At 47.6% G+C, this 14350-nt stretch carries 13 protein-coding genes; 2 read left to right on the top strand and 11 right to left on the bottom strand.

Translation table 11 applies throughout. The features are described from left to right. Positions 1-11: 11 nt before the first annotated feature. Complete coding sequence (locus N667_RS0108255) at positions 12-1679, bottom strand: DUF6044 family protein (protein ID WP_027409139.1); 1668 nt, start codon at positions 1677-1679, stop codon at positions 12-14. Between the two features lie 169 nt (positions 1680-1848). Between N667_RS0108255 and N667_RS0108250 the strand changes: the two genes are divergently transcribed. Beyond that, positions 1849-2187 (top strand): YmaF family protein, encoded by a 339-nt coding sequence (locus N667_RS0108250; RefSeq protein ID WP_027409138.1) that lies wholly within the window; start codon positions 1849-1851, stop codon positions 2185-2187. Between the two features lie 75 nt (positions 2188-2262). Here the strand turns inward: N667_RS0108250 and N667_RS0108245 are convergent, their stop codons facing one another. Together N667_RS0108245 and N667_RS0108240 are read right to left on the bottom strand one after the other, a co-directional pair. Next, positions 2263-3105, bottom strand: a complete 843-nt coding sequence (locus tag N667_RS0108245) for an HAD family hydrolase (RefSeq protein WP_027409137.1) — start codon at positions 3103-3105, stop codon at positions 2263-2265. A gap of 119 nt (positions 3106-3224) precedes the next feature. Continuing rightward, positions 3225-5558, bottom strand: coding sequence for an FdhF/YdeP family oxidoreductase (locus N667_RS0108240; RefSeq protein WP_027409136.1), 2334 nt, complete (start codon positions 5556-5558; stop codon positions 3225-3227). 127 nt (positions 5559-5685) lie between these two features. Here N667_RS0108240 and fdhD point away from each other — a divergent pair, with 127 nt between their 5' ends. Beyond that, positions 5686-6456, top strand: coding sequence for a formate dehydrogenase accessory sulfurtransferase FdhD (gene fdhD / locus N667_RS0108235; protein ID WP_035098464.1), 771 nt, complete (start codon positions 5686-5688; stop codon positions 6454-6456). Between the two features lie 98 nt (positions 6457-6554). Here fdhD and N667_RS0108230 read toward each other — a convergent pair whose 3' ends face one another. The 8 genes from N667_RS0108230 to N667_RS0108195 all read right to left on the bottom strand — a co-directional run bounded on the left by N667_RS0108230 (position 6555) and on the right by N667_RS0108195 (position 14192). Beyond that, complete coding sequence (locus N667_RS0108230; protein ID WP_027409134.1) at positions 6555-7154, bottom strand: hypothetical protein; 600 nt, start codon at positions 7152-7154, stop codon at positions 6555-6557. A 73-nt stretch (positions 7155-7227) separates the two neighbouring features. Beyond that, entirely contained in the window at positions 7228-8196 is a 969-nt protein-coding gene (locus tag N667_RS0108225) for a YbgA family protein (RefSeq protein WP_027409133.1), read from the bottom strand. A 16-nt stretch (positions 8197-8212) separates the two neighbouring features. Further along, a complete protein-coding gene (locus tag N667_RS0108220) occupies positions 8213-8692 on the bottom strand; it encodes a GNAT family N-acetyltransferase (RefSeq protein ID WP_027409132.1) in 480 nt (159 codons plus the stop codon). 65 nt (positions 8693-8757) lie between these two features. After that, complete coding sequence (locus tag N667_RS0108215) at positions 8758-9513, bottom strand: LamB/YcsF family protein (protein ID WP_027409131.1); 756 nt, start codon at positions 9511-9513, stop codon at positions 8758-8760. Beyond that, on the bottom strand, positions 9500-10480 hold the full coding sequence (locus N667_RS0108210; RefSeq protein WP_027409130.1) for a biotin-dependent carboxyltransferase family protein: 981 nt from the start codon (positions 10478-10480) through the stop codon (positions 9500-9502). The genes N667_RS0108215 and N667_RS0108210 overlap by 14 nt, the downstream gene beginning before the upstream one ends. Beyond that, positions 10461-11162 (bottom strand): 5-oxoprolinase subunit PxpB, encoded by a 702-nt coding sequence (gene pxpB, locus N667_RS0108205; protein WP_027409129.1) that lies wholly within the window; start codon positions 11160-11162, stop codon positions 10461-10463. The genes N667_RS0108210 and pxpB overlap by 20 nt, the downstream gene beginning before the upstream one ends. Next, positions 11162-12694, bottom strand: coding sequence for an NAD(P)H-hydrate dehydratase (locus N667_RS0108200; protein WP_027409128.1), 1533 nt, complete (start codon positions 12692-12694; stop codon positions 11162-11164). The genes pxpB and N667_RS0108200 overlap by 1 nt, the downstream gene beginning before the upstream one ends. A gap of 457 nt (positions 12695-13151) precedes the next feature. Beyond that, positions 13152-14192: a LysM peptidoglycan-binding domain-containing protein gene (locus N667_RS0108195; RefSeq protein ID WP_027409127.1), complete on the bottom strand. Its 1041-nt coding sequence runs from the start codon at positions 14190-14192 to the stop codon at positions 13152-13154. Positions 14193-14350: the final 158 nt, after the last annotated feature.

Genomic DNA, 14350 nt, shown 5'->3' with positions numbered 1-14350 from the left:
AGCTCGCCTCCCTATGATGTCACTTTATATAAATAAATCGTCCATGCTGATTCCTTCGATCGAAACACTTTTTCTAGCTTTAACTGATTGCTTGCAGCATTCTCGATCGGCAGCGCTGAAAAAATGTAGCGCCCGCCCATCTCGCGAAATACATTTATATTAAGCTGCAAATGTTTAATTTTTCTCTTCGAATCTTTTTTAAACATGTAATGCTTGCCGAGTTCGTCGACAAATATGTAGCAGCGCCCGCCCCATTCATCAAAATACTCGCGCAATACGCTGTTTTTTGCTAGTTCAGGGGCGATGATTTGGCGAAATTTGTGCTTGTACGAAAGCGGATAAAAATTGTTGTACGTATCTAACGTGTAAAACCCGTTATATTGGGCAATGGCCGGGTGGATGCCGATGCTGGCGACGCGGTATGTATCGACCGGACGGCCAATATACCGTTTGATTTCAGCAAATTGCTTTTCCGCGTAAAACTCGCGAAAGGATGGTTTGTTTTTATATACGATTTCTTCGTTAAACAATATTAAAACGGCGAGTTGCGCCACAAGCGCCGCCCATCCAATGTTCCTCCACGTTCTTCCTTGCCGCCAGATGATTTTTAATGAAAGCGCAAACAAAACATAAATGACCATCGGACGCAAAAAGTGATAGCGAGCAAAATTAAATTTATCAAGAAGGTCGAATCGCTCCGTCAGCGGCAGCCAGCCTTTATAAAACCAAAATGCATACCATGTGGAAAGCGCAAAATTCAAGACATGAAGAAATAAAAATGTTTTTTCTTGCTGCCATCGTTTTTCTTTCCAGACAACGTACAACGCTAAAAATGTAATTGGCAAGATGACGAGTCCATGCACCGTCATCACATGGTTATGGCCTAAAACATAGTTTTTGAATGTAAGGCGAACCGCATGCCAAAACGACAGACGGGCATGAAAATATTCGTCGCGGCTCGTCGGTTCTTCAGAAAATAACAGAGAATGTACAAGCCGATAATCGACAGCTAAATAAAGCACTGTCATATATGCAATCGCCAACAAAAAGCGGACGTTCCATCTTTTGTAGCGGATGACATCGACAAGCCACCATATTCCCAGCGCGCTTAGAAAAAAGAAAAAGCCGAGTACGAGACTAGAGTAAAGCGGCAGCAGCGTTAATACAATGTAGTTGACCGATGAACGTTCTCCGGCGCGGATGTTTAAAAACGCCCAAAGCGCAAGCGGCATGCCTAATGTGCTCAACATCCCGGACGGCCAAAATGGCGTCAAGGCAAAAGCGAGCGACACGCCGATGCGAATCCATGCCCACTCCGGCGCTTTTATGACATGTTTTTTTAGCAATAAGTACATCCCGATAAAGGCAAACACTCGCGTCACCAGTTGGCTGAGCCCATAAGCGTAAATCGATGGAAACAAGGCGTGCAGCCAAACGATGCCGCTAAACTCCGTTCCGAACGCATTCCGCGGCAGACCGTTAATGATTTGCGGAATGACCGCTCCCACTGGCCCAAACAGTTCGCCGCTGTTCGCCAACACTTTGTACCAAGCAATGTTCGAGTCCAAATTGTCATGCACTCGCATATGCGCATCTTCGCCCAAAATAAAATATGGCGACACAAACAAAGCGATCGCAAGGAATGAGAAGAACAAAAGTCGCCTTTCTGTTATCGTCATTTCTTCTCTCCCCCCGTCTAAAAAATGTCTTCATTATTTTTTAACAAAAAGAGGAAAATATACAGACAAATTGTATAAAATATCCTGTCTACAAGTCATGATTGTTTTTTACATTTCATACAACAGTAATAGCGTCATGCACATTCATTTTTTGAAACGGGGTGTTATGATGAAAAGAGTGGGAAAAGACGATTTTGTGTCCGGCTTTGTCCCAAATCACAACCATGGTTCCGTTGATTATACTTCTGTTGAAGGCGGACACGTGCACCAATGCCTCGATGTCACCTCCCCTCCGATCCCGACGGAAGATGGAAGTCACATTCATTATACGGAGGGCTACGTGCTATTCGAAGACGGTCATACCCATTATTACCGCGCCTATTCGGGACCTGCTATTCCTGTCGGGAACGGCATGCACGTGCATTATTACGATTTTTACACATCGGAAGACCACGGCCATCGCCATCGCGTGACTGGAGTGGATAAACCGGCGCCGGGGACGAAATAAATGCATGATGAACCTCTCCCACCTACATTCCATTTAGAGGTGGGAGACTTCTCGGGGGATACGTCAAATACAGTTCTAATTGTCAGGCAACAAATTTCGCAACACGTTCAAGCAATCTGTTATTCTCCCGACGACAACATCAGCGCTTCCATCCGTTCCAATCTGATGCGGATCGATATAAATCGTTTGACACCCAAGCTGTTTGGCAGGAGCGATATCGTTTCGCCAGTTGTCGCCGACGCTGATCATTTCTTCGTAACTAGCGTGAAACTGTTCCGCGATTGTTTTTAAATGTTTGACGGTGTCGATAGGCTTTCGGGCGCGAAAGATTTTTTGGTGGAACAGTTTTGCAAGCCCGAGCTTCTCCAAAATCGCTTCGCTGTCGGGCTCGGGGCTGTTTGTCATCAGCACTAAAGCGATGGTGCGGCCGAGTTTCTGCAGCAGTTCAGCCAACCCGGCGATACGCTTCATTGTGAAATGGGGGCTCATCATAAACGCTCTCGTTTCTAGAAAGGCAGCATACGTGTCTTGGTCCGTCAATCCGTAATGAGAACCGATCGCTTTCGGCACCCACCATAAATCCCCAATGCTTAACATCATGTCCAAGTCAACGGTTACTCGTTTTGCATACTGTTGTTTGACGCGTTCAACTGGCCATGCTGTTCCGTCCCAGTTATAAACAGCAACAACCATGTCGTTCCGATCAACAGTGAGAATCGCATCGTGTTTCACATCGTAAATGGTCCCAATTTTCAGCGGATGCGCTCCAGACAGCACCGTTTCATAATCATGGCGAAACAATGCTTGCTTTTCTTTGTCTAGCCGCTTCTCAATCCGCTCAGCGTAATAATCAAAATGGTGCGTGTCTTCATACAATGTGCCATCCAAATCAAACACGATCACTTTGATGCCGGTCATACCTCTCCCCCTCCTTTTGAAGCCTATGCCCTTATTTTCTCAATGATTTACCATTTTATGATATTTCATAAAAATGGAGCCATTCCCTCTATTAAGAAGGAATGGCTCTTTCGTGAACATTATTCAACGTTCATTTCTAGTTCTTCAATCCGTTTTTCCGCATAGTTTTGATCCTTTTGCGCGTGGTAATGCTCCGCTTTTTCAACGATCGCCACCGTATTGTATTCCGGAATGTGCGCGTACGTTTCATACACTCCTTTTGGAATGAGCACATTCCCTTCCGGCCAATAGACGGCGATGTTGCCGCGTTTGACGTCCGCGTACTTGGCGCGCCCTTGCATCATGCCATGCCGGTTGTACACAACGATCGATTCACCTTCGCGAATATGGAGCGATTTGGCGTCTTCTTCGTTCAACAAAATATCATAACGGTCGGCATTGTTAAACGGATCTTTCTCGCTATAGATCATCGAGTTGAACTGCTTGCCCCGCCTTGTTGTGACGAAAAAGCTGCCTTCCGTCTTGCGCAGCTCCGGCAATTCGATCGGAATAAGGTTTCCGCGGCCGTCTGGGGTCGGGCATATGCCGCCTTCACAAAGCCACGCGCCGCCCCATTGAAACACATCACCTTTTTTCCGTAAATGTTGAATGCCGTCGTAGTTTCGGTTGGCCACCGCAATTTCGTCGCGAATTTGCTGGGCGTTTTGAAACTCGATAAGATGCTTTTGTTCCGGCTTGACTCTAGAGGCGAGATCGACATAAATCTCCCATTCGGCGCGTGCTTCACCGATGCGCGGGCCGTCGATTTCCGGACTGAAATAGACCATTCGCTCCGTGCTGGTCGAAGTGCCGCCGCCCGGCTGCTCATACCGCGTCATCGCCGGCAAAATAATGACTTCTTCTTTCGCATCAAGAAGCGTCGATGTGTTAAAAATAATATCTTGATGCACGCGCATCTCCAGCTGTTCAAGAGCCTCGCGGACGAAATCAGGATTCGGCATCGTCTCAAGGAAATTGCCGCCGCTCGTATACAGCAGTTTCACTTTTCGTTCATGGCCATCTGGAAGCAAGATGTTTTCAATCGTTTGCCCGATTGTGTCTCCTTGCCAGCGCGGAATCGGAAAGCCCCATATTTGTTCCAAGCGGGCGATGTTTTCCTCGTCAAACTCGCCGCCCGGAAGGACAAACGGGTCGGCTCCCATTTCCCCGGAACCTTGCACGCCGCTATGGCCGCGAATCGGCATAACGCCGCAATGTTCACGGCCGATAAACCCGCGAAGCAAGGCGAGATTGACGACTTGCGACACATTATCTGTGCCGAAGCGATGCTGCGTGAGCCCCATGCTCCAGACGAACACCGCCGATTTCGCGTCCGCTAGCAATCTCGCAAACTCGTACATCCGCTCTTTCGATAGCCCCGATGACTTCTCGAGCGTCTCCCAGTCATATTTCGCTACATGTTCCCGCAATTCTTCGACACCATTCGTATGCTTCGCAACAAACTCCCAATCAATCGCGTCTTCCATCTCAAACCAATGCTTGATGACGCCATTGATAAAGGCAATGTCCCCTCCGATATTCACTTGATAAAAATCGTCGGCGATTTTCGTGCCAAACAGCGCGCTTTCCCAAATCGAAGGAATCCAATAGTTCTCCATCGCCGGCTCGCGGTATGGATTGATGACAATAATTTTCGTACCCGCTTTTTTGGCGGCATACATATATTTCGTCGAAACCGGCTGGTTATTCGCGGCAACCGACCCCCAAAAGACAAGGACGTCCGTGCCGATCCAATCTTTATAGCTGCAGCTCGAAGCGCCGATGCCAAGCGAACGCTTTAACGCTGTTTTACTCGGGGAATGACAAATGCGCGAGGCGTTGTCGATGTTATTCGTACCTAAAAACCGCGCCGTTTTTGCCGCCGTGTAATAAACTTCATTTGTAATACCGCGCGCTGTTAAATAAAAAGCAAATTGCTTTGGATCAAGCGAGCGCATTTTTCTTGCTATCCGATTAAGCGCCTCATCCCAGCTAATCCTCGTAAACTTTTTTTCTCCCGGCTTTCGCGACAGCGGATACGGAATGCGGCCGAGCTTGCGCAGCTCTGTACTGTCCATTTTCCGCAGTTCGTCGACATCTTCGAGCCATTTCGGATCGATTGCCGGCATCGTATTGAGTCGAAGCACATTTAAACGCGTCGTGCAAAGATGCGGCCCAGTCAACGTTTGATCGCGAAGCCCGGACACGCCGAGCGCGCAGCCGTCGCACACCCCTTGCGTTAAAATGCGGTACGCATACGATAATTGATCTTTATTTTCCCAAACAACTTTTAATGTATCGCGAATATGATGCGGTTTCACTTTTCCGATTCCCATCGGCAACAAACTTGCCCAAAGCGAAGGGTTCGGGCTTTTGTCTAACTTGATCGGCCCGGTATGTTTCGTTTTTCCCATTATGGACCTCCCTTTTTATGCAAACGCATTCAATTTTCAAAACAATTTTACGATTTTCGTAGTATTATTATATCATCTAGTCTTATTTTCTCAACAAAAGAAGGTGGAATGATTGGATTTAGAAATAATGATCACTAAAAAAATCTATAAATATATGGAAGGCGAGCTTTCCGAACAAGAAGATGCCATTGTGCGGGAATATCCGTTGACGATTGTCGTTAATGGGCAGGAATTCGCCACCCTCGTCTGTTCGCCGGAGCATCTTGATGAGCTCGTCATCGGCTTTCTCGCTTCTGAGGGCGTTATTCGTTCCTATGGCGATATCAAAAAGCTGACAATCGATGAACCGCGCGGCTTTGCCTACGTCGATTTACTAGCGCCGCTGCCGGAGAGCTCGGCGTTTTCCAAACGGTTTATCGGTTCGTGCTGCGGGAAAAGCCGGCAATTTTATTTATTGAACGACGTGAGAACGGCCAAGACGGTCATGTCGACGACCAAGATCGGAGTCGAACAATGTTTTTCGCTTATGAACACGTTACAAAACGGGAGTGTTGTCTTTCGCGAAACGGGCGGGGTGCATAACGCCGCTTTATGCGACGAAAGCGGCATCGTCATCGCCCGCTCCGATGTCGGTCGGCATAATGCGCTCGATAAAATTTATGGCTATTGCCTGCGCCATTCGATTCCGATGCGCGACAAACTCGTCGCGTTTAGCGGCCGCGTGTCGTCGGAAGTGTTATTGAAAGTATCGAAAATGGGAGCGGGCATTGTGCTGTCGAAATCGGCGCCGACTGATTTAGCTTTACAGCTTGCCGACGATTTGCGCATCACCGTCGTCGGCTTTATTCGCGGCGCCACGTTGAACATCTACACCCATCCAGAGCGAATTATTGTATAACAAACAAGCTCGGCTGTAGCGGCCGAGCTTTTTCCTTTTAGTCGTCGTTTGCCTTTTGATTGCTATTTTCTCATTACACGCTGTGCAATAGCGCTTGATTAATAGGAAGCAACCCAATACCAATTTCGGTCCATTCTTTTAATTTCTTTAAAATCGCCCGCAAAATCGTGTTTCGCAGGCGGTTGGTCGTCGGGTGAGTACACAAATCCCGAAAAACCATCTAGCACCCCGCGAAACGTAAAGAACAGAACCATGCATTTGCCGTTTTTTCTCTCGATTACAATCTCTCCCCCGCCTTTCGAAAGCTGTTTGTATTGCTTCGGCAAACGAATCAATGTTGCATCGCCCGATACGTTGGGCCGCAACTCTCCTTTTTCCACCATCTTCGCCACTTGTTCTCGCTCCTGTTGGTTCATCCTAAAGTCAAGATTTAATGTTATTTTGGTGAAGGGGAAGAAAATGAGGAGCAGTATCGTCACAGCGTGGATCGCTGCTGGCTTCCAATCTTTATTTTTGAACAAATGAATGACAGTGCGAACCATTGTAATAAAGAAAAAGCCGAATACCAACAACCATAAGAACGGGGTGAAGAATGGCGTAACAACGTCTATGATTGCCCATTGAAACAATTCGTAAAAAAGCACGAGCAGGCTACTAATGCAAGATAATATCCAAAGTTTTTCTCGTTGTCGATTCATCTCATATCTCCTCTTCGATCGCCTTATATAAAGCCAAATCGGCAAATTCCACCGATTTGCTTGTTTTCTCTTTCTATTCCGTCTCTTTTCCTTTCGCCGAATCGCTCATGTCGACAAGCGCTGGCGGATACGGCTCAAAGTAGCGCTGCTGCAAAAGATATTCGTTCCCGTAACGGATGACCCACGATTTCAGCACGCTTGTGATGCTGCTGAGCGGCAATTTTTGCTCGCGGTATTTTTCCAGCAGCTCCAAAAAATACGTTTTTTCTTGCGGCGACAATTCGTTTTTAAAATACCCCATCATATGTTGGCAGACATTGATGTGGGAGTTGCGCCGCGCCCGTTTGGCAAACAGCGAGTAAAGTGCCGCTTCGTACTCGGCAAGCACTTGCTCGATCGGCAGGCGCTCTCGATTAGCGACAATGTTGCCGAGCTGTTTTAGTCGCGTCTGGTTGTACGCCATGAATAAATATTTATGCTGTGCGTGAAATTCGACGAGTTTTTGCATCGAGCGTTCTTTCTTGATGTCGCGGAATAACGCCAACGTAAATAGTTTCGTTAAAAAATGCTCACGAATCGCAAAATTGGTCAGCCTCCCTTCTTCCTCAATCGCCGCGTGCGAAAAAGTGCCGCTGACGGCCTGTGCGAACAAACCTACCCCTTTGCCAATCACCGGGGTTTTTTCGACTCCCGCATATACTTTCACGTCCTTCGTTCCGCACGTTGGCGAGCGGCTTTTGAGGATAAATCCGTCGATGTCGCCGAGCGAACTTAAAAACGATAGGGAAAACTGCTTCATCGGCTCGGTGAGATCGCGCCCGGTAGACGGCTGAACGAGCCTGATGTCTTCTCCTTCTTTTACTAAACGAATCGTCTCGCGCGGCACTCCAAGTCCAATCTCCATCTCCGGACAAACGGAAATCACTCGAACAAATGGGGTTAATTGCTGAACGAAACGGTCTTGAATGATATCGCCGTTATAACGGCATTCCGCAAATCCAAGACATTTGCTGATAACAACGGTCGGCGTCGCAAATGACAATGTCTCCACCTTCCTCCTACGTATATGAAAGCTGTTTTTGCATTTCGGCTGTTTTGACAAACGACCCGTTTACGGCTGTCACTATCCGTTCCTCTAAGATAGTATATCCCATGGATTCATACAAACGAACGTTCTTCGTCAGCGATAGCCGCACCGAACAGCGAATTTCATAGCAGCCATGCTCTTTGGCATACTGTTCGAGCGCGCGCAACATCGCTTTTGCGATTCCCTTGCCGCGGGAATCGGGACGAACGGACAGCCGGAAAAAATAAAGCGACGTCTCGTCCAATGTAAACCGCACCATGCCAATGGGCCGCTTGCCGTCAAAATAAAGAAGCGCTTGTTCTTTGCCGCTTTCAAGTACTTGCTGAATCGATTCAACCGTTTCCTCAAGCGCGCTGGACGGAACATCCATCTCCCGATATTCAGCGAACGCCGCCATCATCACTTCGTGAATGAGCGGCGCTTCTTCCTTTACAGCCAGGCGAATCGTCATCTTCATCTCTCTTCTCTCTATGATTTTATTTACTGTGAATGGCGCCCGAACACATCACGTTTTAGTTATCCGATCGCTCTAATTTCAACCATCGCGCCATGCAACGCTTGAACTAACCGCTTCGCAAACGAAACGGCTTGACTCCCGTCTCCGTGAATGCACACCGTTTCCGCCTCAATTACAACATCATCGCCTTCAAGTGTTCGCACGCGCCCTTCTTGAACCATTTTCAACACTTGCTGCACCGCTTCCGCTTCATCTGTGATGAGCGCCCTCGGATCATTTCTTGGTGTCAATGAACCGTCTTTTTGATACGTCCGGTCGGCAAACACTTCACTGGCCGTTTTCAAGCCAAACCGCCTGCCGGCACGAATCAGTTCGCTGCCGCTAAGCCCATATAAAACGAGCGACGAATCCACATCGCGCACCGCTTGGGCGATCGCTTCCGCCAATTCTGCATCTTTCGCCGCCATATTATACAAAGCGCCGTGCGGTTTGACGTGGGAAAGCCGCCCTCCTTCCGCCTTGACAAATGCCGATAGCGCTCCAATTTGATAGACAACATAGGCGTACGCCTCTTCAAACGTGACATGCATATTGCGGCGCCCAAAGCCAAGCAAATCCGGAAAACCGGGGTGCGCGCCGATCGCTGTTCCCTTTTCGAGCGCCATCTGCACCGTTTTCCGCATCACAACCGGATCGCCCGCATGGAATCCGCACGCAATGTTGACAGACGTGACGTAATTTAAGAGTTCTTCATTCCCGAGCTCGTATACACCAAAGCTTTCGCCAAAGTCGCAATTGAGATCAATTTGTGCCACCTGTATCCCTCCATTTTTGCTGGATGACCGCTTTCCACTGCCTCATCTCATGCTCGCGTTCGATATATAACCGCTCTGCTTCCTGCCAGGACACTTTTTGAAAGCGAATGCGGTCGCCGGGGCGCGCTTGCGCTAAAATCGGCAAATCGACCGACAACACTTGGGCAATGCGCGGATAGCCCCCTGTCGTTTGCCGGTCAGCCATGAGCACGATCGGTTCTCCCGACGTTGGCACTTGCACCGTGCCAAATGCCACCGCTTCTGAAAGCATTTCTCGGTCGGTATGCCGCTTTAACTCCGCTCCTCGCAATCGATAGCCCATGCGGTCCGATTGCGTTGTCACTTCATATGCTGTGGTAAAAAAACGCTGCACGCTCTCAGCGGTGAACATATGATGTTCTGGTCCTGCAATGGCGCGAACGATTTTTTCACCGCCGTATATGTACGAACGCGCACGATACGCAATGCCCCAATCGAACCGGCGCATTGGCACACGGCGAGGCGGCTGAAGCGGAAGCACATCCCCTTTTCGCAACGGGCGGCCGTTCAAGCCGCCGATCGCCGCTTTGATGTATGTCGAACGGCTGCTCAAAACAAGCGGCACTTGCAAACCTCCCGAAAAAGCGATATATCCCCGATACCCGTGATGGCACGGGCCAATTGAGAGCACATCGCCCGGCTTCACCGAAAGCGGCTGCCAAAGCGGCGCTCGTTGATCATTGAGCTGGCAAGAAAATTCGCCGCCGCAAACCGCCACAACCGCTTCCATTTCAAATCGCAATGTCGGACCAATCATTGTCATTTCTAATACGGCTTCGGATTCGTCATTCCCCACTAAAAAATTGGCGAGGCGGCTCGCAAAAGCATCCATCACGCCTCCAACTGATACACCGTCTTTTTGAAATCCCCATCGCCCTAAATCTTGAATCGTCGTTAAAAAGCCGCCATCAAGAACGAAAACACCCATCTCTTCCCCACATCCTGTATTCTTTCTCGTCAATTGGCCGAAACTGCACGATATCTCCAGCTTGCAGCAAACTAGGCGGCTGCTGGTTCGGGTGGAACAACGCTAACGGCGTTCTTCCGATAATTTGCCAGCCTCCAGGCGTGGCGAACGGATACACTCCCGTCTGGCTTCCGGCAATGCCGACGGAACCGGCCGGGACGACAAGGCGGGGAACCGCTCGGCGCGGAGCGGCAAGCTGCGAAGGCAATCCGCCTAAATACGCAAAACCTGGAGCAAAACCGATCATATAGACTTTGTACCGTGCTGCTGAATGAAGGCGAATGACCTCCTCTTCAGCCATGCAATGATAGCGCGCTACCTCCGGCAAATCGGGACCAAATTCCCCTCCATAACAAACAGGAATAACAATCGTTCGTTTCTCTCTAAATAGGCTGGTTGGATCCATCTTTTCCATTTCCGCCTTAATGATGCTGCATGCTTGCTTATACGTACCTAATATAAGCGGATCATAATAAATCGTAACGGACGAAAAGGCTGGAACAATATCAATGATTCCTTCGTATGCGCCGCTACCTAGCAAGCTCGCTAGCTGCTGAACGCATCTGCTCGCTTCTTCGCTCATTTCATTAGAAAAGCGAACAGTCAGGGCGTTTTCGCATAATGGAAATATTGTATACGCCATCATCTTTTCTCTTCACCCAACTGAAAAAGGACGCGCGGAATCGCATCAATCACATCCGTCGCCAGCACATCAAAAGGTGAATGTCCCGTTTGCACAAGAAGATCAGCCGCTTTGCCATGCACCCATACCGCGTTACTGAGCGCCGTTTCAATCGAGCGGTGTTGCATAAGAAAGGCGAGAATGATGCCCGCAAGCACATCGCCGCTTCCGCCCTTGGCAAGAGCCGGATTGCCGGTCGTGTTAATGTACTGTTTTCCGTCCGGTGTCGCAACAATCGTGTAAGGGCCTTTCAAGACGACATAGACGCCATAATCGATGGCAAACTGCCTGCTTACATGAAAACGGTCATTTTCGATTGCTCCAATTGAGGTCCCAAGCATGCGCGCCATCTCGCCCGGATGCGGGGTCACAATCGTTGGACTCGTTCGCTTTTTTACAAGCGAAACGTACTCGTTCCAGAAAAATAGCGCGTCGGCATCAAGCACAACCGGCACATCTTCTCTAAGAGCGGCTTGAACCGCCTGTTTCGTTCCTTCCGTCCTTCCCATCCCCGGCCCGATGGCGATCGCATCAATGTCCAAATTTATAAAATTGATATCTCCAGCAAAGTAGCCATTTTTAGACGAACATGGCAAATACATCGTTTCAGGAATCCAGCTTGCTACTGCGTCATAAATAGCGTCAGGAATCGCCATCGTCAAAAGCCCTGCTCCGCTTCGCAAAGCTGCTTTCGCCGCCAGCATGACAGCTCCGGTCATATTTCGCGAGCCTCCTACAACAACTCCTTTGCCATGCGTTCCTTTATGCGCCGAGCGTTTTCTTGTCGGCAATGTCCGGATCACGTCCTCTTTCATCCATACTTGGCGGAAGGCGGCATGATGTTCAAGTGAACGCGGCGGAATGCCGATATCGACAACCACTAATTCACCGTAATAATCGGCGGTTGGAAACGTATAGGCACTCAGCTTCGGATATTGAATCGTCATCGTCATATCGGCGCAAACAGCCGTTTCGACTTCTCCGCCATCAGCCGAAATTCCGCTTGGCACATCGATCGCATATACAACCGCTTTCTCAAGCTTATTAATCTCGTTAATCATTTCGTTGTAAGGCGCTCTTATAGCTCCTTTTACGCCGATTCCAAGCAGCGCGTCAATAATAACGTCATAACTTTCGAGTTGCTGAAAAAATAGCCCCTCATTTTCGATATAGCTTTTCGTTTCATAACCGCAGTTCTCATAGATTTCAAGCGCTTTTTGCGCCGCACCTCTTATCTTTTCCCGCGGCGGAATATGCCATAAATCTACCGTATAGCCGCGGCTTTTCAGCATTCTCGCAATGACAACCCCATCTCCGCCATTATTGCCCGCCCCCGCCAACACAGCAACGCGCTGAGATGGAGAGATTCGCTCAAACAATATTCGCGCAACAGCCTGTCCTGCATTTTCCATCAGCGATTGTTCGCACATTCCAATTTGTTCAATTGTATATCGATCGATAGCATACATTTCCGAAGCTGTAACAATGCGCATTTGATTCACCCCGTTCCTATTTATTGTTAATTCTGAGATATTCCGCTCGAAAATTGTTTGCGCGCACCATTTTTTGTTACCAACAAGTATAATGGATTTCAATGGCTTTTTCTATTCTGCATCGTTGAATCTACCTATTACAAATAGTACGGCAAATATGATCAAAATACCTTGTTGCACAATGAATCTACTTTTCCCATTCGCATCCCGTTTCGAAAACCTCAAAGTAGTTTAGGAATCATCATTCATTTTTTATCCTCATAGAATAGAACGTTGGGACCGATTCAAAGACATAGGTTTTTGTAAAAATATAATTTGTCTAAACAAAAAAAAAAGCCCCTTTCATAATGAAAGAGGCTTTTTTAAAATATTTTTAATGGTGTAGGGAATAAAACATCAACTGTTAGTGATGGGTGTTCGACTAATCCTTAGCTTCCAACATTACAAATAGAATCTATTAGTTAATCACGCGCGTTGCTTTCACAAAACGTTCTTTCCAATAAGGAGAGTCAATCGACACGTAGCAGACTCCTTTTGAAATTGTGGCATTTAACATTTGCCCGTTACCTGCATATATTCCAACGTGGTTGATCGTTCCATTGAAGTCGGTGTCAAAAAAGACCAAATCCCCTTTTTGCAACCCATTAACAGAAACTGTCGTACCTGCTTGTGACTGCGCCCCCGAACTACGAGGCAAAGAAATTCCTACTTCGCTAAATACCCGCATTGTAAAGGAGGAACAATCAAACGCATCTGTACGGGACGGGCTGGCACCGTACAAATATTTGGCCCCTAAATATTTTTCGCCAATTTGAATAATTTGATCGGCTAAAGAAGAATTCGTAGCTTTTACGCTGCTTTCCGCATAGCTGGCAGAAACTTTTTGCTTTGGAGGAGATACTACTTTCAGCTGTTGATTCGTTCGCTCGACTGAAGATACCGTTTGATTTGACCCGGTAACTTTTATAGCTTGCCCTGCGCGAATAAAGTTTGGATTCGCAATTCCTGGATTTAACGCAAGCAATGAACGAACCGTCGTGTTAAACTTTTTAGCGATGCTAGAAAGGGTGTCTCGTTCTTTTGCTATGTAATACCGATCGGAAGCGGGTTCTACAGCAGGTTTAGCAGGAGCGGAAACCGCTTCAGACAAATAAACTTTTTGGCCAATTTTAATAAAGTCTGGATCCGAAATCCCCGGATTCATTTGCAATAATGAATGAACTGTCGTATGAAACTGCTTTGCAATACCGCTTAACGTATCGCCGTTTTTCACTACATATACATCTTTTTTATCATTCACTTTTAATACTTGGCCGGGAAAAATAAGATCGGAAGTTAAATGGTTCGCTTGCTTTAATGTTTCAACAGTAGTGTTATATTTTTTAGATATGTCCCAAAGTGTATCGCCATCTTGAACCGTGTAGCCGCTCGCAAAAGCCGTTTGCCCCGCTAGCAAAGAAGTCACAATGGTACCTGTAAGAATAACGGATTTTTTCATGCTGTACTCCTCCAGGTAGATTTATTTTTCTATCAACATGGACCATTATATATAAAAAAGATGGCGAATCGGTAACAGAAAGAATAAGAAGTAGTTACAAATCCATTACGATTACATTACAAGATTCCCTTCACATGTTTTCCAACAGTAGAGCGTAA

This window comes from Anoxybacillus tepidamans PS2 (assembly GCF_000620165.1).
Lineage (GTDB): Bacteria > Bacillota > Bacilli > Bacillales > Anoxybacillaceae > Anoxybacteroides > Anoxybacteroides tepidamans_A.
This window is presented reverse-complemented; position numbering and strand designations above follow the sequence as displayed.